Consider the following 23418-nt stretch of genomic DNA (forward strand, 5'->3'; position numbering starts at 1 on the left):
TTCCATGCTGATCATGGGACGAAAGTAAATGTAATTCGCCAGAACAAACACAAATACTCGGTATCAGCCATGTGCGACGTACTGAAACTCCCTAGAAGCACCTATTATTATGAAGAGCGCAATGTCGAGGCTACATCGGAGGATGAGCTTTCCTCTAGGATTGTGGACATTTTTCAAAGCAGCCGCCAAAACTACGGTACGCGTAAGATTAAAAAAGAGTTGCACCAGCAAGGCTTTACGGTATCCAGGCGGAGAGTTGGACGAATCATGAAGGAATTCGGGCTGGTTTACCGCGCTCTGGCTTTAATCAAGGGCAATTTGAATGACATCCAGCTCTTTCATACCGACCGAGGAAATGAGTTCAAGAACAAACTCATTGATGAGGCACTGGATACTTTTCAGATTGAGCGCCCCTTGAGCATGAAAGAATGCCCCTAAGACAATGCCGTTGCGGAAGCCACTTTTAAAACTTTCAAAACGGAGTTTGTGAAGAAACGTCATAGTTTAGCTGAGCTTACCACAGAATTATATGACTACGTGCACTGGTTTAACCATATTCGGATTCATGGATCTCTGGATTACTTGAGTCGGGCTGTATTCAAACAGAGACACCACAAAAAAGCTGTTTAGTATAGTCATCTGCTATCTTGATTTTGTCTTTGAAGAACCTTTTTGAGTGATATATTTATCTGTCTCAATGAAATTCAAACATTTTACATTTATATTTTTTAATGGAATTTCATTTACGGCTGTAACGAGAGCAAGGCTATCGTCAAACCCCAAAAAATTTTAAATTTAGTTTTCATAACAATCACTTCTCACTTTAGCGGAGCAAAAAGGCTGCCGGATGCAGCCCAGTTTGTTGCACAATCAGTCTCCGTTTGGTGCAATACTCATCTATTAAAAAAAAGTTGAGTCATCTTTCGATGCACACCTTTATTTTGATTAAGAATTATTGTCCAATTAGTTCTAAGATTTGTGTGTAAGCATTCCTATAATGATTGGGGTTAGGATCTTCTCCTATTACTTTGGGTACGTCAAAGTCAGACAGCGTGAAATGGTGTTTGGGTTGAACTTCATGCCTTGCTAAGCAACTCTTGCAACAGGACAAGGGACAGCCATCAATTGCAATGATGTCACGTCCCGATTTTGCTGTTCTGACAAGTGGCTTGACATCACCACCAACACCAGCAATGCAAGACATTTCAGCGACTTTTTCTCGATCCATTTTTATAGCGATCATGTTAGCGGTTTGTGCTGCGGAGGAACATCCAGAACATGAATAGACAAGAGGTAAATCAGTTCTTTTCATCTTTGTACACTTCCCTGTTTTTTCTTTGTAATCAATCACGGTATTTTTTTGTTTTAGATGAAACAAAATTATTTTTTTCTGTATCTTAACCTAAACTTACAGACTGAACTGTGATAATGGTCACGACAACATTCTCTCAAATTTCTTCCTGCCTCCTAGCTGTCGAGGAGCCCGAAAATCATATGTCCCTTCATTTATTGGGCCGCGTAATGGATATTTGAACAAAATATCTAGAAGAGAGAATGCACAAGTTCTATTATCCTCTCACAGCCCTTCAATTATTAAGAGAGTTCAATCAGAAGAAATATTCCATTTTAGAATAGATGAACCTGAATTTCGAAAGCCCGTAACAGTAAGGAATCGAGAGACTCAGCATTCGGAAAATCTGTAAGAATAAGGGGTGATTTGCAGGGGGAATATTCAAAAATGGATTTCCAGCATACAACTTCCCCCACCCCAGAAGACCGGGCATCTGAATTTCGATGTTAGATTTTGGAAGTATTCATTCTAGATGGGCAATGCGGAATTCCATCCGTTTCCAGATGTGGCGGTTTGTGAATGTCTTCGCCAGTTTGAGAACGGTGGTTCGACTGTGACTCACCAGCGTTGCTGCACAGTGGATGAATTTCAGACGAAACCTTGCAATGGTATAGCCCCTATGAACCGGTTCGCAGCAATCTCGTTTGAAGCGCTCGTAGAGGTTATAGGCCAGTAATTTGACGAGCAGGTCGATTTCATTCGCTTCAAAAGAGCCGGTGACGATTTTGTCGATGGAAAATCCGCGTTTGGCTTCCTTGATGTAGTTCTCCATACAACAGCGTTGGTTATAAAAGCGCCACAAATCGATGGATTCCCAATCCAGGTTCGTGACGATGGCCTCGTACTCCCAGTCGGTATCCAGCAGGAGACAAGCTTGGTCATCATCAACGACTTTTGCCTTGCGGATCACGGCGACCCGCCGAGGCTTTTTCCAAGACGTGGCTTGGTACCCAAGAGCGATGCCTTCCATGATCCAGTCTTCGTCCACGTAACGTTTCCAGTACCGGCAAGCGGCCACTTCTGTTGCCAAGCGCTTTGTCCATTTCATTTTGCCCACGTATCCAACCTTCCGCCCCTCCCACATGGAATAGAAGTCTTCGCCGCCAAAACCTTTGTCAAACCGGGAATAGAGAACCTGGTGCAGACCGAAGAGGTTAAAGGTCTCTTCCAGAAAAGGGACAGCCTCGGTGGAGGAGTGAACATTTCCTGCGCGGAGCACGGCATTCAGGCAAAGGCGGGATTGTCCCTCAAAAGCGAGCAAGGGGTGGTAGCTTTTTCGCCCCGGTTTATGGGCATTCATGCCTTTTGCTGCTTTGGCCTGATGGCCATAGACCGTCTCCACCGTCGAATCCAAATCGAGAATGAGCTTGGAAGGCAGACAAGGCCGGATCACTTCGAGGTTCACTTGCCGGAGTTCTATTTGAACATGAGGATTGGCATTCCCCAGCCGATCCAGTTCTTTGTAGAGAAGGGAGTGGTGTGGACAGCGTCCTCCAAGAAACCGCTGAAGGAGAGAGTCCTTTTGCCATCGGCGAAAGTGAAAAAGACGCTCACAGCCGAGAACCCAGCCGACAATGAGATATAGCAGAATGCGATGCACGGGGAACAAGGCATTGTGTGCTTTGCCTCCGGCTAAGATTTGCAGCACCTGGCTCAGTTTAATTTTTTCGAGATAATCGAGGAAGATCTTGCTTCCTCCGATGCTTGTGGACTGATCCAGTGAAAATTCGGTCTTGATTTTATGGATGGGTGTGGTAGACTTCACCTAAAAGGTGCTCCTCTCTTTGGGTGATTTTGTTCTCGCAAACACCATTCTACCAAAGATTTGAGCCCTTTTTTTTGTTCTTTAATAGAAGGTTACTTTCGAAATTTAGGTTAAAATATATCGGCAAACATAATCACATCTTTGGAAGAGTCCCGCTTATCCCCTGTCCAGCCAATACAGAGAGGAAAAGCGGCTTTCATGATGTGATTTCTTTATTTGATGCTTATAACACGCTGAATTCCGATTTGGTCAATGAAATTGCAGATCATCGCAACGCCTATCTGGTGATTGAGAATGCCAAGTTGGAAGCCGACGATTTATTGAATATGAAGAAGATGGGCATTATTCAGGTTCCGGCTGGAGGAAAGGTGAGCTGGCTTACGAAGGAGATTAACGATTCTTTTGTGAAAAACGAGTTGGATAACATTGAACGCAAAATCTTCGATATGATGGATCAGGTGAACTTCAATGAAAACTGGGCAGCAATACCTCCTCCTTAGCGCTCAGAGACAAGCTGCTGAATCTGGAGAATCGAGTGGCAATGCGTGAAGCGTTAATGGAAAAGGCGATCAAGCAACGACTACGCAATTTCTTCACCTACCTGCACATTAAAGAAGGCGTTCAATATGATTACCGTGATATTGCCGTAAAATTTACTCGTAACTTACCGACAGATTTGGTGGGGATGGCTGATGTGATCGTTAAATTGCAGCAAGTCGTATCTCAGGAAACGTTGCTCACGTTGCTTCCGTTTGTTGAGAATCCGAAGCTGGAATTCAATAAATTTCATTCGGAGCAGCAACGATTAGTTGGTACGGATAAGGAGGTATCAGCTGCAGAATAAAAATAGTATCAAGCGGTTAGTTAAGAATAATTGTGCATGCTATCTTGGAGCAAAGCATGGTATCCCAAACTATTGCTGTTTACAAGATGGCCCATGTGTATTTTTCGCTCAAGATGATGATCTGCCCCGTTGTATATATTTTGAAAATAGGGTTTTGCCAATGGACGAGAAGCTGGATCAAGAATATAAGTCTAAACGTAATGTAGAGACTGAGCCTAAGACAGCAAAGCCGAGGGTGAACTGTACACGTTGTGGAGGAATATTTTCGGCAAATTCGAATCGGCAGAAATATTGTGAGAAATGTAGAGGTAAGGCGAGAAAAGAAAATATCAGGATACGTGTTCGGAAGTTCAGACAAAAAGACGGCTCGATGTAACGCTTTAGGGGTTAAAAAAGTCATATAAACTAAGGGTTAAAAACAACCCAAAATGAGGAGCTGGTATGTTTGTACCTATTTCTCGTTTTTACGTTTTCTAAAGCGTTACATCATTGTACTGAGCATGATATTCAATATGATACAGGTTCAGCATACATATACGTTTCTGAAGTTTAGGCAAACAATAGGCTTGATGTAACGCTTTAGGCTGTCAAAAATCCAAATAAAATAAGGATGAAAAATACCCAAAAGTGGGGAGCGGGTGTGTAGATCCTTTTGTTAGAAAAAAATGGTTAGACCAAGGAGGTGGAACGCCATTAAGCTAACGAAGTCTTTGGCAGTGTCCGAGAAGGAATACAACTCCGAGTATGAAGAAATATGGAGGAAAAATTCTTATGAGCCAATCTTGATATTTGAAAAAAGAAAAATATAGGAATTATGATACGACAAAAAAGTATTGACACAAAAGTAATTAGCGACCATACTATATATATGAGCAAGGATAATAAAGTAACAAAGGATATTGACGCTATTCCCTCGCTTGTACAATCCAAGCGTCAGATTGATCGCTATAACCTGGACCTAGACGCACAGGCTATACTCGTCGCGTCTAGGCTAATGGAAGCCGGAGCCAAGCTTGGACATGCCGCAGAGATTCATTTCTCCAGATTCGGTTTATCAACAGGGCGATATCGTTTATTGGCAGACCTTGAAGATAACGAAGGAGAAGAGTTGCCCTCGCAATTAGCGGAGCATCTAGGTGTGACACGTGCTACAGTGACTGGTCTTATCGATACTCTTGAGCGAGATGGCCTAGTATCCCGGCGATCAAGTGCAGACGATGGACGTCAAAAAGCGGTCATATTGACAGAGCAAGGAGCGAAGAAGCTCTGTGAAATGGCTCCTGAGCATTTCGCTCGGCTGGAAGCCATGGTGGGCTTACTCAATATCGAGGAGCGCAGTGTATTTCTCGACCTGTTAGGCCGAGTTACAAAAGGCATCTCAGCACTTACGGACGAACCAAGCAAACCAAAGTAACACATCAGTAATGAGTAGAACGGGCTAGTGAAGCTAGCCCATTTTCACTCTTATATAGTTAGGATCCTAATTATATATCACTGAAAGCAAGCGCTGAACGATTAAAAAGAAAAAAGGAGCAACTAAATGAACAAGACAGAATACCCCAATCAGACGGATGGTGTTTACGAAATCAAATCTGCTGGTTCTGGCGCAAAGACTTTTGTACTGTGGCGTGAAGTTGTAATGGCCTATGCGTCTCCTGCCATTATGGCAGGTATCGGGGGATTGGTCACTGCCGACAAGGGGCTTCAAATAGGGGCCTTGACCACCATTGGTGGAGCCTCGGCTTTCTTGGCTTTGATGCTCGGCCTTTGGCTGCGCGGCAGAGGAGTACATAACCGACGGTGGATCATTGGCGCACCTCACTTGGTTGTGGTTGGGATGTTCGCGTTGATGGGAGCAACATTTGGGCTATTCGCCGCATGGGCGACATCTGGTTTACTAGAAATTATGATTCCGAGCAATCACTTGGCCTGGGTCAGTCGTGTCTGGATCGACTTCCCGTTGTCTGGATTCATAGCAAGCACGATAGTGACATGGCGGTGGCGTCTTGCCGTCACAACAAATTTTTCATCCAAAAGGAGAAGATAAAATGATAGTTATTATTGGAGCAACAGGTACGATAGGCAGTATGCTTTTAGAACGTTTGATTGATCTTGGCGTACCCGCCAGAGCGCTGAGCAGAGAGCCTGAGAAGTTGCGTGATCAGATTGGAGAAAAAGGCCGGTCGACTATCGAGGTCGCATCGGCTGATGCTTCCGACCCCGAATCGCTGCGTCGCGCGTTTACAGGAGCTAGCCAACTCTTCCTTGCCATGTCCAACAGTCCAATACAAATCGAATTGGAAACTTCGATCATTCAGATTGCCGCCGAAGCTGGAATCAAACACATCGTAAAAATATCCAGTCCTGCCTTTGAGCAGAGCTCTCCAGTGGCAGTGGCGGGCTGGCATCAAGAAATCGAGAAAACGCTGAGCGAATCGGGTCTCACCCACACCGTGCTGCGCCCTTATGCGTTCATGCAAAACTTATTGCGCCTTGCATCAACGATCACAACCCAAAATGTTTTCTTCGGCGCCATGGGCGATTCAGCCTGTAACTTCATTGACTGTCGTGATATCGCAGATGTCGCCGCAGAAGTTCTGACCAACCGCGAGGTGTCAGGCCAGATATATACGCTTACCGGTTCTGAGATCTTTAGCTATCCACAGATTGCGAGTCAACTATCAGCTCTGCTTAATCGGCCGATAAGCTACATCAACATGGAGCCTCAAGTACTACTCCGTAATCTAATCGAGCATGGGAATATGCCTCCTTGGCTCGCGAACCACGTTGTGGAAATTCAAACCATGTCTACACTGGTACCTGAAAGTCCTAATGACACTGTGAAGCGCTTGCTCGGCAGAGAGCCACGCACGTTAAACGCCTTTCTGCATGAGTGTGTAGATCATTTCCGGTAGAGGCGAGTCTACCTATTTTGAAATAAGTGTCGTTGGCAGCATCTTGCTCTGATATTATTTAAGCCATTGTACCGGAGAACGATAGTTCGAAAAAAACAACGGCAATGATACAACCGTCTCTAGTTCCAACTTCTTCAACGGCGTATGATTTACTAATTGATTTAGGCGTACTATTGGATGAGAACAATGTACCGGAAAGCGAGCGTTTTGTGGTAGTTCCTGCATGGTACTATGGCTTGCTTTTAAAGGATGCTCGTTTCACGAAAGACCCGAATGTTATCCGCACAGGCTATGTCGGAGATATTGATAGCATGACCGTTTATAAATCCAACAATGCGCCAAATACAGGAGGAGCCAAGTATAAAATCATCGCTTGTCATAAGAGTAACATTTCTTTTGCGGGTCAAGTGGATTCGGTGGAAGCGTTCAGACCAGAGAAGCAATTTTCAGATGCGGTGAAAGGGTTGCAGGTATTCGGTGCTAAATGTATCAAGCCTGAAGCTCTCGCTGTACTCACGGTCAATAAGTCTTAATTGAAAGTGATGATATGAGAGCACATTATAATAGAAGAAATTGTTCAGGGTATCTGTTTTGGATACCCTATTTTTCATTTTTGGAGGATGATAAGATGTGGTTTTTGAATCAAGGAACAGGCTGCACATGGGAAGTCACGGATCAGGAGTTGGTGCTGCGTTTACAGAATAGTGGGCAATATGAGCAAGTGGAGGAACCACAATAAAATAAGACTGAGCAAGAAGTAGCCCAAACGAAAGCTCAAGTTGTCAAGAATATGAAGCGTACCGAGAAGGCACAGGTAAAGGAAGAACAGGAGCCAGCACATGAGTGAGCTAATGGATTTGATGAAACGATTATTGGGTATGGAGCCAACAGATATATCTAAAGACGATATCCTGATCCACTACTTAAATATTAACAGCCACTTTAGTAAGCGATCCTAACATTGCCATAGAAAAGACCATTAGCCTTAAAAATTTATTCTAAGCTTTATATCTATTGGCTTGCCTTAGAGGTGAGCCATTTTTATTTCAAAGGAGCACATACATATGCAAACAAAATCTATCGACTACTTGCTCAGTCTAAGCCTATTGAAGCAATTGAGATCACAACAGTTGATAACAGAAGAAGAGTTTATAGCGATTGACCAGCTTAATAAAAAATCTTTCAAGTAGCTATAACATGGGCAGAAATGGACTTGATGATGTGCCGCAAGCATTATACCATGTGACCGTATAAAGAAGATATCGAAGGGAGAAACACCTATGGCACAAGCCGCAACCGCAAAAAAAGTCGTGATCGTTCCCGTGAAAACGTTGGACATCGTAGAGGGAATTCAGCCCATCCAGAAAAAGAAAGTCGCTGCCTATTGTCGGGTCAGTACCGATTCTGAGGAGCAAAAGGAGAGCTATACCAATCAGGTCAATCATTATACCCAATATATTCAAAACAACTTGGAATGGGAAATGGCTGATATTTACGCCGATGAAGGGATCACCGGAACCAGTACCCAAAATAGAACACATTTTAATCGGATGATACAGGATGCCCGAAATGGTAAACTGGATCTCATACTGGTCAAGTCGATTTCGAGATTTGCTAGGAATACACTGGATTTATTGAAATATGTACGGGAACTTAAAAGTCTCGGAGTGGCTGTATTCTTTGAACGAGAGAACATTAATACACTCGATACCACAGGCGAAGTATTACTGACTATCCTGAGTTCCCTTGCCCAAGATGAGAGTCGGAATATCTCTGAAAACAGCCGATGGGGAATACTGCGTGGCTTCCAGAACGGAAAAGTCTTCTGCAATACGACTCGCTTCCTTGGCTATGATAAAGATGAACATGGTGAATTGGTCATTAATGAGAAGGAAGCAGAGATTGTACGGCGTATATACGAGGAGTATCTGGATGGCAAAAGCTATCAGGCGATTGCTAGAGGATTGATGCGAGATCACATTAAAACAGTTACGGGTGGCGATACGTGGTGGGATTCCTCCATTACCTTAATTCTGACCAATGAGAAATATTACGGAGCTTTGCTTCAGCAAAAGACGGTAACGGTAGATTTTCTAACCCACAAACGAATCAGGAATAAAGGACAGGAGCAGCAATATTTAATTGAAGATAACCATGAACCGATTGTATCCAAAGAAATATTTGAGGCGGTGCAAAAAGAGAAGGTAAGACGTGCCAAGCTGAAAGGAAATGTCATGGGGGAGAGTAAAAGATACTCTAGTAAATATGCACTAAGCAGTAAAGTATATTGCGGATGCTGTGGAGCTATTTTCAAACGCCGAACCTGGAACAGCAATAATCCATCCAAAAAAGTGGTATGGCAATGCAAAACATATGTCAATGAAGGTAGGGCAGCATGTGATGCCAAATCGGTTGATGAACAAGTTTTATATTCCGCGTTTGTACGATTGTTTAACCGGATGTATGAGAACAAGAAAAGATGGATTAAAACGCTGAAAGCCAATATTGAATCAGTGCTTTCCAGCAAAATAGGGCAAGAACCGCTATTGGACATTGAAGGAAAGATGCAACAATTGAAATCCGACTTGAAGGAATTAGTGAATCTTAAGCTGCGGAATCAGATTGATGAGATTATATATGATGAAGAAACGAACAGACTTCCCGGCGAGCTCAATGAGCTAAGACAACAGATGCTGATATTAGAGGAGGAAGAGGATCAGAAGGAGAAAATCAAGGAACGTGTCGATGAGGTTATTCAAATCCTAAGCTCACGGCAAGATATACTGGAACAATTTGATGATAACCTATTTAATGCGTTGGTGGAGAAGATCACGATTCTCTCACCAGCGCATTTTGTTTTTACCTTGAAAAGTGGAATGAGCATAGATGAAATATTGGACTGATAAAAGATAGCTAACGAGTAGCTGTTGTTTGCATGACGGGAAGGATCAATCGAATCCCGTCTTTAACTCCTTCCATATAGATGGATTGTTTGTCTTGGCTTAACTGATAGCCTATGGCTTCTTCCCATTCGGATAACAGACGTTGGATATCCTCGTTTTGGTTGGTTTTGAATTGATCCATTTGAGTGAATAGATTGTTGTCCTCTGATGAACATGAAGCCTGTTGTTCACTGGCAAGTTCTAATTGATAAAATCGTTGGCGTAATGCTTCTTGAAACCATTCTGGCCAATCTGGCATAGCGTATTTTCCCCCCCGTGGTTTGAGTGTGTGTATGTTAACTCTGATGGGGAGGGATGGCAAGTCATTTGTTTTGTGTGGAGGGATGTTGAATTATCTTTAAAAATATATTTTTCATTAAGAGAATTTTGGGTTATATGTAGATTTAAATATTGATAAAAATAACCTATTCAAGTAATATAAGGATAACAAAAACAAGTCAATTATGGTGGTATCTGACCATAATCAACCTGTTCAATGTAACGCTATTACGTTATTTAGGGTATAAAATTCAAGCATTACTGTACGTACAAACAAAATGACGAAATCTTTATACGGGTATTACATCGGTTATATGTGTTATTGGTTGAATGATGGATTCATCCGGGACTGGGTAGCCCCACAGATTGATGCATATTTACATCTTAGTTTGACAATTCTTTTTCAATGTAAGGACGGTCAAGTAGACTAAGTAGACTTGGGGTTAAATATTTCGTCTGATACTGGTCTAAAGCGTTATTGACAATTAGCTGACCATTCTCAATTCTAAGCAACTGAGCTGAGCCATCTTCTAGAAATAATAGATTTCCATCAATATGTCTTATAAGCCTTCCCATAATTTTAAACAGAAGCTCTAGTCCTTGATAAAATGTATTACTAAATAATTGAATTCTGATACAAATATTTACATCTAAGTTATAATGATTTCTAACAAAAGCGATATCAGAAATATCTTCAATTTCAAGAGCCAATGAAAATAGCTCCGACCCAATAACTATTTCCTCATCGTTACAACTCAATGATGCCTTCTTGTTCGCATACTCAGTCGTAAATCTTTCCAGCATCTCACCTAATGAATTATTACCTACATAAGATAGTAAAAACAATTCATAATCCATTCACTTCTATCCCCCAAATACTCGTGTAATTTCCCCATCTTTCACAATAAATAGTTCTTTTAAGTTCTTTAAATCACCGTTTGGATTTGCTTTTCTTAAAATCCCTTGAATAATTTCGGCGACTTTTTCAGAAGGGAACTGATCTAAATTTAGAACTATTCTTTCTGTTTGTGTTTTAGTCTTTTTTGTTGCGTTTCTAAGAATATTATCTACATTTGTTTCTATTGTTGGTGCATAACAGTCAAATACCTTACCTTCAATTAAGAAATCTGGATTTGACGACTCTTTTACTCCGTATCCATTACCACCGTTTACTTCATCTAGCATTTCAATGTCATATCCTTGATCTGCCATTAGATCGGCTGTTTCACTCTCTTTCTTAATACCGTGTGAATCACCTTTTGTGTAGTTTCCTTTAGGTTTTCCACCTTTAGGTAAAGAAGGTTCTGTTAGATTAACATTTCCTGTCCCCTCAGTTTTAGGCGGTTTCTCCTTTGGATTGCCTGGTTTTGAAGATGTAGTTTCACTCGTTCCCTTACCAGAGGACTTAGGAGTCCCCTGTTTGCCCTCATCTTTGATCATTTGCCAGAGTTCAGCAGAGCTTCTTCCGGTGTTGGACGCCCCACTGTAGGCAACCTTTCCTCCATGAACCATAAAACCAGCGGATGCTGCTGCTGCCAGTACGCCTACAGGAGTTAATACGCCTGCAGAAGTCGCAACCACAACCACAGAAGCGCCTGCTCCTCCCGCCCCAGCGATTGCTTCCCCAGCACCAAATAAAGTACTGACCACGTTTCCTACAACCTCGCCTACCTTGCCAGCTGTCGGGTGCTTGGGATTATAATCACGTTGCTTATATAAACCCATCGACATGTTAACCTTAATGGTTTCACTGGCTCCCTGAGTAGCATCCCATGCCGTTTCACGGATAACCCGGCCTTCTTCTAACTGTAGTTGTGCGTTCAGTATATAAGCATCACCCATCGTCTTTGATGCTCGGTTCCACCATGACTGAGATTCCTCTTCTTGCTTTGGCTTTGCTTGTTGAGCCATATAGCTGTCATAATTTGCTCTCCAGCGTTGTCTAAGATCTACCGGAATCTGCTGATACGCATGAACCATGGCATTAGACTCTTTCAGTAGGCTTTGAACCAGCTCTAATGGGCCACCGGAATGTGCTATATGACGCGCACTCGTATACACTTTCCCCAAAATCCACTTGCTATAGTAGGCTTGTCTCGCTTGCTCATGCTCATACTGATTAATCAATCCTTGGAGTGCTAGACCAGCCAAGTGTTTGAGCGGATGAATGCCGTCCCCCTTACTGCCTCCAACGGTAGGGGTTCCTTTGCTCCGAACAGGGATCGCTGCGGTTGCTCTCAGAATCACACCTCCTGCAGGTCCACTTAGCGCTCCTGCAACAACGCCAGCCACTTTTCCCATCACTGGAATGGAACCTAATAGCTTGGATACTGTCCCCATCAAGGCATTCGCCTGTTGAAGCGCTGCTGGAGTCGTGATTTTTGCTTTGGGAGTAGGGGCTTGGCTGCTCTTGGCTGCTGATTGAGCTGCTTCATATGCTTTGATACTCATTAATGGTGGTTCAGGCACAGGAGGGAGATCCATCACAAAAACAGGAGCTTTCACTGTCCCTTCCTGATAAATCACTGGAGCTTTGGTATCCGTCTCACCATCGAGCACCATGCTACTTTCTCCGCCTTTTAGATACAGCGCCGTTCCAGCCTTGAGCGAAAGTTCCTCACCTGCATCGAGCTTCACATGACCACCCTGAATCTGTACATCCCCCGGACTGTGGATGGTGATGCCTGTATCCTCGTGCAGTGTAATGGAAAATCCATCCGAGGTAGAAAGGGTCAGTTCTTGCTCAGACATGTCTACGCCGCTACCTTGCACATGTTGCCACGCCTTCACATTTGGCTGTCCATTCGCGTGGCGTTGTTGTCGCAGCGAATCCGTCACATAGGCATCTTGTTCGCGATTTGTAGGCAGATACAGTTCGACCTGTTCCCCGATTTCAGGCATATCGTACCAGCCACTATGCTCTTCAGCGACATAACGGGTGGCCACGGGAAACCAGCAGGCTTTGGCAGGATCTTGCTTCGGGTCGATGTCCAGTTGAAGCTGTACGAAATCCTGCTGTACCTTGAGCACTGTTCCTGTCAGCGAAATTCCGGTGGCCTGATCGTTTTCATACCGGGCATAGCGAATATTCTGTTCCGCTTGGAGATCGTAACGGGTACGCAGTAAGCCATCCTCTAACCGTGTCACTGCCCGAACGACGACCAACTCTTTGCCTTGTCCAATGGATAACGTAATCAGGTCACCCAGCGCATAGTATTGCAGGCTTTCAATCATATAGGTGACATACGAGCCAGCACGTTGTTCTCCGGGCTTTTCCGCATCCAGCTCATGAAACGTTTTTCGTACCCTGTAAAATACATCTCGTTCCACTTTATGCTGCTTGCCTTCTGGCATCCCAAAAAAGACCTTGGGCGAAGCTGCGGTTACCTCTGGCACAAGTACGGAGCCAAAGCGAGAAGCGAGACGTTTTAAGAACGCCCAATCGGTCTCTTCATATTGTAAAACAAAAGTGTCCAATTTGGCATAGTTCGTGACGGTATCAATGGCATCTCCGTACTGATATTTTCGAACCAGTGCAGTGACCAGATCATCATAGGTACGATGAATATCTTGATAGGAGCGTATTTTCACCTTGATATCCATCTGGTACGAATGGGATGCAGCCTCTAGTTCAAACGTATACACGCCTCGTACACAATGTACAGACATACTCGTAACGATCCCGTGAAACAGTATTCTTAGCGATTGTCCCTGATCATCCAACTGACGAATCACAATCGGCTCCTGCTCCATATTTTGTCCGATGCATGCGGCTCCCTGTTCTTCGGAGAGCAACCCACGGATATGTAAAAAGGTATGATCATTAATGGCACGTGTTATTTGAAGGTATTCAATGTGTAGTGACTGAAAAGGACCATACAAGCGCAGGCTTTCATAGCCGATTCCATCTGACAAAGCGCTCAAGTGAGTTCATGACTCCTTTCTAGATGTGATTATTATTTCTAACTATTGCATGTCGTTTTTAATTCGGGTCAAGACACGGATGGGTGCAACGTTGGGTCAAGACCGATATGTATCACAGGGTGTGTTTGGTACAAAAACACTCTTAATCGGATACAGGTGTCCCAAGTAAGCATTCATTCAAGGTACAAAAGGGCAAGAGGAGATATTTATTAAGCAACCCAACATATGTATTTATCGGTTAAAGGAGAGATTTAGTTTACAGAATGACCCATTGGTTGGGGTATTTACTATGTGTATTTTGGAGGCAGGTGATATGGGAGGGGAGTGTAGGAAAGAAAAAAGTATATAATAGGTGATTAGAGGGAGTATATCCTTTCCATCGTCTCGACACACGTTGAATGCTTCGTGAGGATTGAAAAGCTGAAAGATTGATGAATAAAGGGATGCAGGCGATTCGCAAAGCTAATCATTTAGTGCGATCCTTGAGAAGATAAAAAAGATTTTTATAAAATATTGAGGTTTAATGAAAGATGAGGGTTCATGTTATGCCAAAAAACGATAATATGCTGGCAATTCTATGGATGCTGAATTCGGGCGTAAAAATGACTGCAAAACAAATATCCGAAAAGTTAGAAATAAATATAAGGACAGTTTATCGGTATATTGATGCACTGTGTGCCAGTGGAGTGCCTATAATATCCGACACAGGTCATAATGGCGGGTATAGCTTGCTGAATAATTTTATCAGAGCACCTCTGCTATTTGATATTGAGGAAAAAAAGGCACTCCTTCATGCTGCTGTTTTTGCAAAAGAAGCCGGATACCCTTTGAGTGAGGCATTAGGCAATGCGACATCAAAATTGAAAATGTATTCGAATCAGGAGCAGGAAAGTATACTTAGTCGTCATTTAGCCGGATTTGAAGTTATAAACCGCATGGGAGACCCTTCTCTTCAGCCGGTATTGGCGGAATTGGAGCAGGCTGTAGCAAATGAATTCTCTGTAGAAATGGATTATCGCACAAGCCATGAAGAACAACCCAAGAATAGGGTGATAGACCCCTATGGAATGGTTTACTGGAACAATAAATGGTATACTGTTGCATTTTGCCACCTAAGGAATGAGATCCGCAGCTTTCGGGCAGATCGAATTCTACAAATCAAGCGTACTCAAATCATATTTAAGCGTCCCGAAGCTTTTTCGGCCCGTGGATTTTTTATGCAAAATCTGTTACCTGATTTGGTGGGCAAGGACGGGTTAATTTCTTTAATTATCGGAGGCAGGTCAGAGGCATTGGATGACTTATGCCTGCATTGGTTTTTGGGGCATCATCTGAAAGAGCGGACATCAAATCAAGCAATCTTTTTACTTGAGGAAAAATCAATTCATATATATGTCCCTTATTTTCTCCTACCCTACGGGAAATCCATTCAAGTAATCGAACCACAGAGTTTGAAGGAAAAACTTGTTGCTGTTGCGTCGGAGTTAATGGAATATTATCAACTTTAATAGCTTCACTGACAGCAGATGTCAGTGAAGCTATTTTATAATGATGATAATCATTGATTACCGATGGATGGTTGGTATCGCTTGATGAATTGTAAAATAAGGAGAACTTGCGAATGAATAATACGGTATATCTTTATGTGTTTGACACAATGGCAGACTGGGAAATAGGTTACTTAACTGCCGAACTGAACTCGGGGAGATATTATAAAAAGGGGCTGGCCCCATCAAAAATAGTTACCGTGGGAATTGAAAAGACTCCTGTAACTACAATGGGCGGATTGAAAATACTGCCTGACATCAAACTGGATGAGTGCAGCATTGAAAGCACGGATACATTGATTTTACCCGGTGGAGATACATGGACAGAAACAATTCACCAACCCATCTTAAAAATCGTTGAGAGGTGTTTAAAGGAAGGTGTATTGGTTGCAGCGATTTGTGGTGCTACAATGGGACTTGCCCAGACAGGATTGCTGAATTCACGTTGGCATACAAGCAATGATCTGGAATACCTTAAAATGGTCTGTCCTACTTACGCGGGCGAAAAGTATTACAAAATGGAGTCTGTTGTAACTGATGGAAAACTGATCACTGCATCTGGAATAGCTCCGTTGGAATTTTCTGTGCACGTCTTGAAAGCTCTGGGTGTGTTTTCTTCAAAAACATTAGATGCCTGGTATAGTCTTAATAAGACTCATGAATCTAAATATTTCTATGAGTTGATGAATTCAATCCAATGAAGGTATAAGCATAAAATTGATATGTTACGATCATTTAAAGGAGGAGTAAAAATGACTGAAAGCAGAGAGTATATGGGAGTGTCAGGTAAATATACAAAGAATGGAACACCCAACGGCTGTACATCTATTACCCCATTTATAACAGTGAAGAATCCTTCTGAGGCCATAGAGTTCTATAAAACCGTTTTCAATGCAAGGGTTAAAAATATTATTGAATATCCTGATGGAAATGGGGATAAAATAATTGCTCATGCGGAATTAGATTTTGGAAATGGTTTTTTGCAGCTGGGAGCAGCGAATCCGGCATATAAATTGGTCTTGCCGCCAGATGAAGACAATGCGTGTTATTCTTTAGGGATTTACGTAATGAATGTTGATCAGGTACTTGAAAATGCGGTAGCAAGAGGAGCAAAAGTAAGGGAACCGGTTGTAAGCTTTGTTTCAGGTGATCGATTCGCAAGTATATTGGATCCTTTTGGAGTAAGATGGTCTATTATGACTAGGATTGAGGATTTGTCAGAAGAAGAAAGTAGTCGGAGGGTTGCTGAATGGGCCAAAAGCTTTAGTGGAGAATAAATGCAATAACTGTCTTAATAAAAAGTGTTAAAAGTGACAGTTTGCTGAGATGATGTAATAGAAACGCTGGTGCCAAATCGTTGGCGAAAATAGAAACTTCAAAATTTGAGGTTGAAAAAGTAATCTTTCGAAAATATACCGTGTCGCCAAGGAACTACGAGCTTCATACGGCATCATTATCACCACCACAAGGCATGTGGATGGTAGTAATATATAGGAACAAAAAAGCATTGATATGCAATAGATGGAAATAAATTCTAATATATGCCCACACTCAAGAAGTTGTACGAGGGTTGAGTGCGGGCATATATTATTTTTATTCAAAAGGCACGCAGAGCGTATACCCCAGAGGTTTGCAAACACTTCGTAAAAAGAGCGGCTTTTATTATGAGGGATGTCCTGTAGCTACTCATTCACTACAATCAGCAAAAAGCCCATACCATAGAATTCAACCGCCAAGTAAGCCTGTTGTTCTGCTCCGCAGGTGCATGACAGCAGCCCATCCTTTTGCATTGACGCAGGCTGTCGAAGTCAGTACGATTTCGAAAAAACACTTTGACGAATGACCACACTTATAGGATTCGGTGCGGTCAGCCCAATATAGGTATATTTTCCCTATGGGGATTGCAAATCTAAAACAAATGGTGAAGCTCATAGAAAATAAGCAGCCGATCCACGGTTGAGGATGAACTGCTTATTTTCGCTTCTCTACATCTGTTTTCCAGTTCAGATTGCTTATTTAAAGAGCTATACCAATCAGGTCAATCATTATACAAAGTACATTCAAAGCAACTTGGAATGGGAAATGGCTGATATCTATGCTGATGAAGGGATCACTGGAACCAGTACCAAAAATAGAACACATTTTAATCGGATGATACAGGATGCTCGAAACGGTAAACTGGATCTGATTCTGCAACACGAATCGTTTCCTCGGCTACGATAAGGATGAACATGGTGAATTGGTGATTAACGAGTCGGAAGCAGAGATTGTACGCAGTATATACGAGGAGTATTTAGACGGGAAAAGCTATCAGGCGATAGCCAGAGGTTTGATGCGAGATCACATTAAAACAGTCACGAGTGGCGATACCTGGTGGGATTCCTCCATTACCTTAATTCTGCCCAATGAGAAATATTACGGAGCCTTGCTTCAGCAAAAGACGGTGACTGTAGGTTTTCTAACCCATAAATGAATAAGGAATAAAGGACAGGAGCAGCAATATTTAATTGAGGACAACCATGAACCCATTGTTTCCAAGGAAATATTCGAAGCGGTGCAAAAGGAAAAGGAACGGAGAGCCAAGCTAAAAGGTAATGTCATGGGGGATGGTAAAAGATACTCCAGTAAATACGCACTCAGTAGCAAAGTATATTGTGGATGCTGCGGAGCTATTTTTAAGCGCCGAACCTGGAACAGCAATAATCCATCTAAAAAAGTGGTGTGGCAATGCAAAACGTATGTCAATGAAGGTAAAGCAGCCTGTGATGCCAAATCGGTCGATGAACAAGTTTTACATTATGCGTTTGTACGATTGTTCAACCGGATGTATGAGAACAAGAAAAGATGGATTAAAACGCTGAAAGCCAATATTGAATCGGTGCTTTCCAGCAAAATAGGGCAAGAACCGCTATTGGATATCGAAGGACAGATTCAACAATTGAAATCAGACTTGAAGGAATTAGTGAATCTTAAGCTACGGAATCAGATTGATGAGGCCGTATATGATGAAGAAACAAACAGGCTTCCAAGTGAACTCAACGAGCTACGACAACAGAAGCTGACACTGGAGCAGGAGCATGAGCAGCAAGCGAAAATCAAGGAGCGTGTAGATGAGATTATTCAACTTTTAAACTCGCGGCAAGATATACTGGAACAATTTGATGATAACCTATTCAATGCGTTGGTGGAGAAGATAACCGTTCTCTCACCAGCGCATTTTGTTTTTACCTTGAAAAGTGGAATGGACATAGATGAAATATTGGACTAAAAAATCATAGGCTAACACTATCAGTAGGCTAACGAGTAACTGTGGAGTGCATGACGGGAAGAATTAATCGAATCCCGTCTTTAACTCCTTCCATATAGATAGATTGTTTGTCCTGACTTAGCTGATAACCTATAGCTTCTTCCCATTCGGATAACAAGCGTTGGATATCCTCGTTATGGTTGATTTTAAATCGATCCATTTGAGCGAATAGATTTTTGTTCTCTGTTGAATATGAAGCCTGTTGTTCACTGGCTAGTTCTAATTGATAAAAACGTTGGCGTAATGCCTCCTGAAACCAATCTGGCCAATTTGACATATTATGATTCCCCTCCCGTGGTTGAAGTGTGTGTATGTTAACTCTGATAGGGAGGGATGGCAAGTTATTGTTTTTGAAGAAGATAGAAATGTGTTTCATACTTCTTACATAGATTGTACGACCACAAAAATAAGTCCAATAAAAAACAAAATACTCCCGCCTTGACTTCTTGGGCGTAAGAATTTTTATTTTGGTAAAGTGTAAATAACATCAAATGGATTTTTATCTTCAAAAAACTCGGTGTAAAGTTTTACAGTTTCATTTGAATTCAAGTTCGTATTATATCGTAATATGCCCCCTAATTTCACTAATACGTCAGCTTCCCTAGAAGTTACTATTTTCTTTTGTACTATATTTTCTGTGTTTTTTGGAGTTACCCACGCCCAATCATTCACAGCCGCTTCGGTAAATGGATACCCAAAAGTTAACGAACTGATATGAGCATATTTTGAACACAGAGGATGAACAATTAATAAAAAGGCTGCAATTATTCCTGAACGATATCTTATTCTTTGTGCTATTTGAACCTCTTGAGCAAATGATCCTAGGTAATGAGGGATTTCTCCCCAATTAGAACGCCCCATTGAAACTAGTATTTCAACGGCAAATTTATTATTTAATTTATTGGCCAATTGTAAGAATATCTGATTGTTTGTAGAGCCGGAGGCAGTAAATGCACCTAAACATCTTGCAGCTTCCTGAACGTTAGTCGCACCTTCTGATATAAGTTTCACATATTCGTCCAGTATCGTATCGTCGCTAATGAATTCTGGAGATTCCACAATTGTTTCGATTAAAAGCGCCTTTGTACTCTGTTCTTTAACCAGAGGAATCATACTAACAAGTTGAGCAAAGTAGTCACCTTCTAATTCTTCTAAATTGCAATCATTCTTTAATAACTTCAGAGCAGTTACTATAACACTATCATCTTCATCTAAAGTAGCGTTTGTTATTAGCTGCATAATTTTTTCAACCATACATTTCTTCCTCTCACGTTCAGATTAAGAATCATCTTAATATTTAGCTATATTCTTTTGGTCGGCTAGCCTAAAAATGATTTACTTACTTTATAACTCGTCCTCATATTTCAATGATTCTGAATAATTTTCCAGTCTATAACGCCATTTTCCTCTTTATAAAGTAGTCTCATTTTATTAGATGCTCCTGTATTCCCCTCCATGAGATCTAAACTATTCCAACCATCGTCACGGGGATGATCTCTAAATTCCGATAATCTTTTCGCAGCATCTGCATTCCCATTCTTACGAGCTGCAAGATCATCAAGGTGTTGATTGGCTATTTTCTTTTCTTCTTTAGTAAGATGTCTACGTTCTGGTTTCTGCGTTTTCTTTAATAGTCTTTCATCTAGTGAAATCTTTTCGTTAAGTGCATCTCTTGGATTTTTCATGTTGGCATGTTTAATACCTAACAATTTTTCTGGAGAAGGATTATCTGTTGCTTGAGTATTGGGCGGTTTCTCGTTAGGTTTGCTCGGCTTAGGAGGCGTAGGTCCATGTTTGCCCTCATCTTTAATCATTTTCCAAAGTTCAGCAGAATCTCCTCCTGCATTCGACGTCCCATGATAGGACATCACACCTCCATGATAAATCATACCGGCAGATGCAACATTCACCAACACACCAGCCGGAGACAATACGACCGTTCCATCAAGGAGAAAGCCACCAATCTCTCCCCCCGTACCAATCATCATCTCTCCAACTCCAGCTATAGTGCTGTACACATCTCCTATCACTTCACCTGTTTTACCTGCAATCGGGTGTTTTGGGTTGTAGTCAATATGATGTTTACCATGTGATACACTTCTTAAACCAGCTTGGTATGCTCCTTGAGTAGCATCCCATGCTATTTCACTGCTAATCCGGGTTCCTTCTAACTGTAGTTCTGCGTTTAGTAATTCAGCCTCCCCTTGCTTCTCTAATCCTCGTTTCCACCATGACTGCTGAGATTCCTCTTCTTGCTTTGGCTTTGCTTGTTGAGCCATATAGCTGTCATAATTTGCTCTCCAGCGTTGTCTAAGATCTACCGGAACTTGCTGATACGCATGAGCCATGGCATTAGACTCTTTCAACAAGTTCTTAACCAGCTCCAGTGGGCCACCGGAATCCGCCACATGACGCGCACTCGTGTACACTTTCCCTAGTATCCACTTGCTATAGTAGGCTTGTCTCGCTTGCTCATGCTCGTATTGACTAATCAACCCTTGCATTGCTAAACCAGCCAAGTATTTCAACGGATGAACTTCGCTTCTCTTGCTACTACCTCCAACAGTAGGCGTTCCTTTGCTCCGAACGGGGATCGCTGCGGTTACTTGTAAAATAGTTGCTGCTACTTTACCTGCTGGCCCACCCACCGTATTCAACATCACATTGGCCACGTTCCCCACTACCGGAATGGAGCCTAATAGTTTGGATACCGTGCCCATCATGGCATTGGCCTGCTGAAGCGCTGCTGGAGTCGTAATTTTTGCTTTAGGAGTAGGGGGTTGGCTGCTCTTGGCTGCTGATTGAGCTGCTTCATATGCTTTGATACTCATTAATGGTGGTTCAGGCACAGGAGGGAGATCCATCACAAAAACGGGAGCTTTCACTGTCCCTTCCTGATAAATCACTGGAGCTTTGGTATCCGTCTCACCATCGAGCACCATGCTACTTTCTCCGCCTTTTAGATACAGCGCCGTTCCAGCCTTGAGCGAAAGTTCCTCACCTGCATCGAGCTTCACATGACCACCCTGAATCTGTACATCCCCCGGACTGTGGATGGTGATGCCCGTATCCTCGTGCAGTGTAATGGAAAATCCATCCGAGGTAGAAAGGGTCAGTTCTTGCTCAGACATGTCTACGCCGCTACCTTGCACATGTTGCCAAACCTTCACATTCGGCTGTCCATTTGCGTGGCGTTGTTGTCGCAGCGAATCCGTTACATAGGCATCCTGTTCGCGGTGTGTAGGCAGATATAACTCGACTTGTTCCCCGATCTCAGGCATATCGTACCAGCCACTATGTTCTTCGGCTACATATCGAGTCGCTACCGGAAACCAACAGGCTTTGGCAGGATCTTGCTTCGGGTCGATGTCCAGTTGAAGCTGTACGAAATCCTGCTGTACCTTGAGCACTGTTCCTGTCAGCGAAATTCCGGTGGCCTGATCGTTTTCATACCGGGCATAGCGAATATTCTGTTCCGCTTGGAGATCGTAACGGGTACGCAGTAAGCCATCCTCTAACCGTGTCACTGCCCGAACGACGACCAACTCTTTGCCTTGTCCAATGGATAACGTAATCAGGTCACCCAGCGCATAGTATTGCAGGCTTTCAATCATATAGGTGACATACGAGCTAGCACGTTGTTCTCCCGGTTTTTCCGCATCCAGTTCATGAAACGTTTTCCGCACCCGATAAAATACATCCCGTTCCACTTTATGCTGCTTACCTTCTGGCATCCCAAAAAAGACCTTGGGCGAAGCTGCGGTTACCTCTGGCACAAGTACGGAGCCAAAGCGAGAAGCGAGACGTTTTAAGAACGCCCAATCGGTCTCTTCATATTGTAAAACAAAAGTGTCCAATTTGGCATAGTTCGTGACGGTATCAATGGCATCTCCGTACTGATACTTCCGCACCATCGTAGTGACCAGATCATCATAAGTACGGTGAATATCTTGATAGGAGCGTCTTTTCAGCTTGATATCCATTTGATAGGAATGGGAAGCGGCCTCCAGTTCAAAGGTGTATACTCCCCGTGTGCAATTCACAGACATTTGCGTAACGATTCCGTGAAACAGTATTCTTAGCGATTGTCCCTGATCATCCAACTGACGAATCACAATCGGCTCTTGCTCCATATTTTGACTAATACAATTCGCTCTCTGTTCTTCGGAGAGCATGCCACTGATGTGTAAATAGGCATGATCATTAATGGTACGTGTGATTTGAAGTTGTTCGATGTGTTGTGGCTGAAAGGGACCATACAAGCGCAGGCTTTCATACCCGATCCCATCTGATAATAGGCTCAAGTGAGTTCATGACTCCTTTCTAGATGTGACGATTATTTCCAAGTAAAGTATGTCATTTTTAATTCGCTTCTGATTATAGAAGACACGGATGGGTGCAACGTGGGGTCAAGACCGATATGTATCACAGGGTGTGTTTGGTACAAAAGCACTCTTAATCGGATACAGGTGTCCCAAGTAAGCACTCATTCAAGGTACAAAATAGCAATAGGAGATACTTATTAAGTAACCCATCATATGTAT

General features: G+C 42.6%; 21 protein-coding genes and 2 pseudogenes. 15 read left to right on the forward strand and 8 right to left on the reverse strand.

Going from position 1 to position 23418, the window contains the following annotated elements:
* Positions 1 to 6: 6 nt before the first annotated feature.
* Positions 7 to 630: pseudogene (locus ACWGOO_RS04545) on the forward strand (IS3 family transposase); the annotation flags it as partial.
* A 322-nt stretch (positions 631 to 952) separates the two neighbouring features.
* Here the strand turns inward: ACWGOO_RS04545 and ACWGOO_RS04550 are convergent.
* Both ACWGOO_RS04550 and ACWGOO_RS04555 read right to left on the reverse strand, forming a co-directional pair.
* Positions 953 to 1312 (reverse strand): putative zinc-binding protein, encoded by a 360-nt coding sequence (locus tag ACWGOO_RS04550; protein ID WP_452482029.1) that lies wholly within the window; start codon positions 1310 to 1312, stop codon positions 953 to 955.
* Positions 1313 to 1814: 502 nt separating this feature from the next.
* Positions 1815 to 3116: an IS1380 family transposase gene (locus tag ACWGOO_RS04555; protein WP_452481637.1), complete on the reverse strand. Its 1302-nt coding sequence runs from the start codon at positions 3114 to 3116 to the stop codon at positions 1815 to 1817.
* A 23-nt stretch (positions 3117 to 3139) separates the two neighbouring features.
* On the opposite strand from ACWGOO_RS04555, the gene ACWGOO_RS04560 reads away from it, so the two are divergent.
* The 8 genes from ACWGOO_RS04560 to ACWGOO_RS04595 all read left to right on the forward strand — a co-directional run bounded on the left by ACWGOO_RS04560 (position 3140) and on the right by ACWGOO_RS04595 (position 9778).
* Positions 3140 to 3616 (forward strand): phage portal protein, encoded by a 477-nt coding sequence (locus tag ACWGOO_RS04560; protein WP_452481638.1) that lies wholly within the window; start codon positions 3140 to 3142, stop codon positions 3614 to 3616.
* Positions 3617 to 3651: 35 nt separating this feature from the next.
* On the forward strand, positions 3652 to 3960 hold the full coding sequence (locus ACWGOO_RS04565) for a phage portal protein (protein WP_452481639.1): 309 nt from the start codon (positions 3652 to 3654) through the stop codon (positions 3958 to 3960).
* A gap of 868 nt (positions 3961 to 4828) precedes the next feature.
* On the forward strand, positions 4829 to 5374 hold the full coding sequence (locus tag ACWGOO_RS04570; RefSeq protein ID WP_452482030.1) for a MarR family winged helix-turn-helix transcriptional regulator: 546 nt from the start codon (positions 4829 to 4831) through the stop codon (positions 5372 to 5374).
* A gap of 126 nt (positions 5375 to 5500) precedes the next feature.
* Entirely contained in the window at positions 5501 to 6007 is a 507-nt protein-coding gene (locus ACWGOO_RS04575; protein WP_179031575.1) for a hypothetical protein, read from the forward strand.
* A gap of 1 nt (position 6008) precedes the next feature.
* Positions 6009 to 6875 carry an SDR family oxidoreductase gene (locus tag ACWGOO_RS04580; protein WP_452481640.1) on the forward strand — a complete coding sequence of 289 codons (867 nt, stop codon included), beginning with the start codon at positions 6009 to 6011 and terminating at the stop codon, positions 6873 to 6875.
* Positions 6876 to 6979: 104 nt separating this feature from the next.
* Entirely contained in the window at positions 6980 to 7408 is a 429-nt protein-coding gene (locus ACWGOO_RS04585) for a phage major capsid protein (protein WP_452481641.1), read from the forward strand.
* A gap of 531 nt (positions 7409 to 7939) precedes the next feature.
* Entirely contained in the window at positions 7940 to 8065 is a 126-nt protein-coding gene (locus ACWGOO_RS04590) for an SHOCT domain-containing protein (RefSeq protein ID WP_452481642.1), read from the forward strand.
* A gap of 90 nt (positions 8066 to 8155) precedes the next feature.
* Positions 8156 to 9778 (forward strand): recombinase family protein, encoded by a 1623-nt coding sequence (locus tag ACWGOO_RS04595; RefSeq protein ID WP_452481643.1) that lies wholly within the window; start codon positions 8156 to 8158, stop codon positions 9776 to 9778.
* A gap of 10 nt (positions 9779 to 9788) precedes the next feature.
* On the opposite strand, the gene ACWGOO_RS04600 is transcribed toward ACWGOO_RS04595, so the two are convergent.
* The 3 genes from ACWGOO_RS04600 to ACWGOO_RS04610 form a co-directional block, all read right to left on the reverse strand.
* On the reverse strand, positions 9789 to 10076 hold the full coding sequence (locus tag ACWGOO_RS04600; RefSeq protein ID WP_452481644.1) for a hypothetical protein: 288 nt from the start codon (positions 10074 to 10076) through the stop codon (positions 9789 to 9791).
* A 404-nt stretch (positions 10077 to 10480) separates the two neighbouring features.
* Positions 10481 to 10954 carry a hypothetical protein gene (locus ACWGOO_RS04605; RefSeq protein ID WP_452481645.1) on the reverse strand — a complete coding sequence of 158 codons (474 nt, stop codon included), beginning with the start codon at positions 10952 to 10954 and terminating at the stop codon, positions 10481 to 10483.
* A 6-nt stretch (positions 10955 to 10960) separates the two neighbouring features.
* Positions 10961 to 14020 (reverse strand): CdiA C-terminal domain-containing protein, encoded by a 3060-nt coding sequence (locus tag ACWGOO_RS04610; RefSeq protein WP_452481646.1) that lies wholly within the window; start codon positions 14018 to 14020, stop codon positions 10961 to 10963.
* 545 nt (positions 14021 to 14565) lie between these two features.
* On the opposite strand from ACWGOO_RS04610, the gene ACWGOO_RS04615 reads away from it, so the two are divergent.
* The 6 genes and pseudogenes from ACWGOO_RS04615 to ACWGOO_RS04640 all read left to right on the forward strand — a co-directional run bounded on the left by ACWGOO_RS04615 (position 14566) and on the right by ACWGOO_RS04640 (position 18835).
* The gene (locus ACWGOO_RS04615; protein ID WP_452481647.1) at positions 14566 to 15528 is read left to right on the forward strand and encodes a helix-turn-helix transcriptional regulator; all 963 of its coding nucleotides are present in this window, start codon (positions 14566 to 14568) and stop codon (positions 15526 to 15528) included.
* A 113-nt stretch (positions 15529 to 15641) separates the two neighbouring features.
* Positions 15642 to 16268 (forward strand): type 1 glutamine amidotransferase family protein, encoded by a 627-nt coding sequence (locus tag ACWGOO_RS04620; RefSeq protein WP_452481648.1) that lies wholly within the window; start codon positions 15642 to 15644, stop codon positions 16266 to 16268.
* 51 nt (positions 16269 to 16319) lie between these two features.
* Positions 16320 to 16844 carry a VOC family protein gene (locus ACWGOO_RS04625; protein ID WP_452481649.1) on the forward strand — a complete coding sequence of 175 codons (525 nt, stop codon included), beginning with the start codon at positions 16320 to 16322 and terminating at the stop codon, positions 16842 to 16844.
* An 805-nt stretch (positions 16845 to 17649) separates the two neighbouring features.
* On the forward strand, positions 17650 to 17790 hold the full coding sequence (locus ACWGOO_RS04630; protein WP_452482031.1) for a hypothetical protein: 141 nt from the start codon (positions 17650 to 17652) through the stop codon (positions 17788 to 17790).
* A 19-nt stretch (positions 17791 to 17809) separates the two neighbouring features.
* Positions 17810 to 18085 (forward strand): annotated as a pseudogene (locus tag ACWGOO_RS04635) (recombinase family protein); the annotation flags it as partial.
* 36 nt (positions 18086 to 18121) lie between these two features.
* The gene (locus tag ACWGOO_RS04640) at positions 18122 to 18835 is read left to right on the forward strand and encodes a recombinase zinc beta ribbon domain-containing protein (protein WP_452482032.1); all 714 of its coding nucleotides are present in this window, start codon (positions 18122 to 18124) and stop codon (positions 18833 to 18835) included.
* Between the two features lie 28 nt (positions 18836 to 18863).
* Here ACWGOO_RS04640 and ACWGOO_RS04645 read toward each other — a convergent pair whose 3' ends face one another.
* The 3 genes from ACWGOO_RS04645 to ACWGOO_RS04655 form a co-directional block, all read right to left on the reverse strand.
* Entirely contained in the window at positions 18864 to 19151 is a 288-nt protein-coding gene (locus tag ACWGOO_RS04645) for a hypothetical protein (protein ID WP_452481650.1), read from the reverse strand.
* A 185-nt stretch (positions 19152 to 19336) separates the two neighbouring features.
* Positions 19337 to 20128, reverse strand: coding sequence for a hypothetical protein (locus tag ACWGOO_RS04650; RefSeq protein ID WP_452481651.1), 792 nt, complete (start codon positions 20126 to 20128; stop codon positions 19337 to 19339).
* Between the two features lie 110 nt (positions 20129 to 20238).
* Positions 20239 to 23178: a contractile injection system protein, VgrG/Pvc8 family gene (locus ACWGOO_RS04655; RefSeq protein ID WP_452481652.1), complete on the reverse strand. Its 2940-nt coding sequence runs from the start codon at positions 23176 to 23178 to the stop codon at positions 20239 to 20241.
* Positions 23179 to 23418 lie beyond the last annotated feature (240 nt).

This window comes from Paenibacillus sp. NPDC055715 (genome assembly GCF_053617595.1).

Bases quoted from the DNA above. Each gene is read 5' to 3' on its own strand.
- ACWGOO_RS04575 (WP_179031575.1), top strand. From the start codon at position 5,501: ATGAACAAGACAGAATACCCCAATCAGACGGATGGTGTTTACGAAATC.
- ACWGOO_RS04570 (WP_452482030.1), top strand. From the start codon at position 4,829: ATGAGCAAGGATAATAAAGTAACAAAGGATATTGACGCTATTCCCTCG.
- ACWGOO_RS04645 (WP_452481650.1), bottom strand. From the start codon at position 19,151: ATGTCAAATTGGCCAGATTGGTTTCAGGAGGCATTACGCCAACGTTTT.
- ACWGOO_RS04595 (WP_452481643.1), top strand. From the start codon at position 8,156: ATGGCACAAGCCGCAACCGCAAAAAAAGTCGTGATCGTTCCCGTGAAA.
- ACWGOO_RS04590 (WP_452481642.1), top strand. From the start codon at position 7,940: ATGCAAACAAAATCTATCGACTACTTGCTCAGTCTAAGCCTATTGAAG.
- ACWGOO_RS04585 (WP_452481641.1), top strand. From the start codon at position 6,980: ATGATACAACCGTCTCTAGTTCCAACTTCTTCAACGGCGTATGATTTA.
- ACWGOO_RS04620 (WP_452481648.1), top strand. From the start codon at position 15,642: ATGAATAATACGGTATATCTTTATGTGTTTGACACAATGGCAGACTGG.
- ACWGOO_RS04625 (WP_452481649.1), top strand. From the start codon at position 16,320: ATGACTGAAAGCAGAGAGTATATGGGAGTGTCAGGTAAATATACAAAG.
- ACWGOO_RS04630 (WP_452482031.1), top strand. From the start codon at position 17,650: ATGGCTGATATCTATGCTGATGAAGGGATCACTGGAACCAGTACCAAA.
- ACWGOO_RS04615 (WP_452481647.1), top strand. From the start codon at position 14,566: ATGCCAAAAAACGATAATATGCTGGCAATTCTATGGATGCTGAATTCG.
- ACWGOO_RS04580 (WP_452481640.1), top strand. From the start codon at position 6,009: ATGATAGTTATTATTGGAGCAACAGGTACGATAGGCAGTATGCTTTTA.
- ACWGOO_RS04650 (WP_452481651.1), bottom strand. From the start codon at position 20,128: ATGGTTGAAAAAATTATGCAGCTAATAACAAACGCTACTTTAGATGAA.
- ACWGOO_RS04600 (WP_452481644.1), bottom strand. From the start codon at position 10,076: ATGCCAGATTGGCCAGAATGGTTTCAAGAAGCATTACGCCAACGATTT.
- ACWGOO_RS04550 (WP_452482029.1), bottom strand. From the start codon at position 1,312: ATGAAAAGAACTGATTTACCTCTTGTCTATTCATGTTCTGGATGTTCC.
- ACWGOO_RS04605 (WP_452481645.1), bottom strand. From the start codon at position 10,954: ATGGATTATGAATTGTTTTTACTATCTTATGTAGGTAATAATTCATTA.